The sequence below is a fragment of the Aquirufa sp. A-Brett2-W8 genome, from assembly GCF_054558755.1.
The window spans coordinates 1-571 of sequence record NZ_JBPXKS010000016.1; the positions used below are offsets into that span (position 1 = coordinate 1).

Consider the following 571-nt stretch of genomic DNA (forward strand, 5'->3'; position numbering starts at 1 on the left):
TTCTGGCTCGAGCCCGTGAATAACTAATACACGGGTTTTATTCAAAGTTGCATTTGAATTTGACCAATTCTCTCCCCTATCGAAAAGGCCAAAGTACGATCCAAAAATTCTCATCATTGAAGTAGGCGCATGCCTTAGAGCCCGCCAAATTAGATGGATGGCCTGATCGGGTAGAAAACTAGCGATTTTGGATTTAATTGACAAAAATAACCTTTCAAATGAACTTTTCTGTACTAGAAAAGTTCTCAAACTTGACATCAACTCTCCCACAAATTCCGGGTAATCATCCAGCCCCACGCGGAGTCAAGATGGTCATCATGTTCAGTCGTAGACTTTTACGAACTCACACTGATAAGGCTTGAAGATGTCATTAATTTCGAAATTATTCGAACTATTCCCCGATTCGACGGCGCATCAAATTTGGCGTCTTCGGATGAGGAGCACTTCTTTTAGAAATCATTTTCTAGATGAGTACTATTCCCGATACTCGATCCCGTATGACCTCTCAGCCGCACCTACATTTGACAATCCTCAACTTAAAGTGCTCCTCCTCCACGGTCTTCGTGTGGAT

The 571-nt window shown here is 42.4% G+C and carries 1 protein-coding gene; it reads left to right on the forward strand.

Translation table 11 applies throughout. From position 1 onward, the window contains the following. Positions 1-364: 364 nt before the first annotated feature. Positions 365-571: hypothetical protein (locus ACST13_RS11050; protein ID WP_459523258.1), on the forward strand; the 207-nt coding region annotated here is incomplete at its 3' end.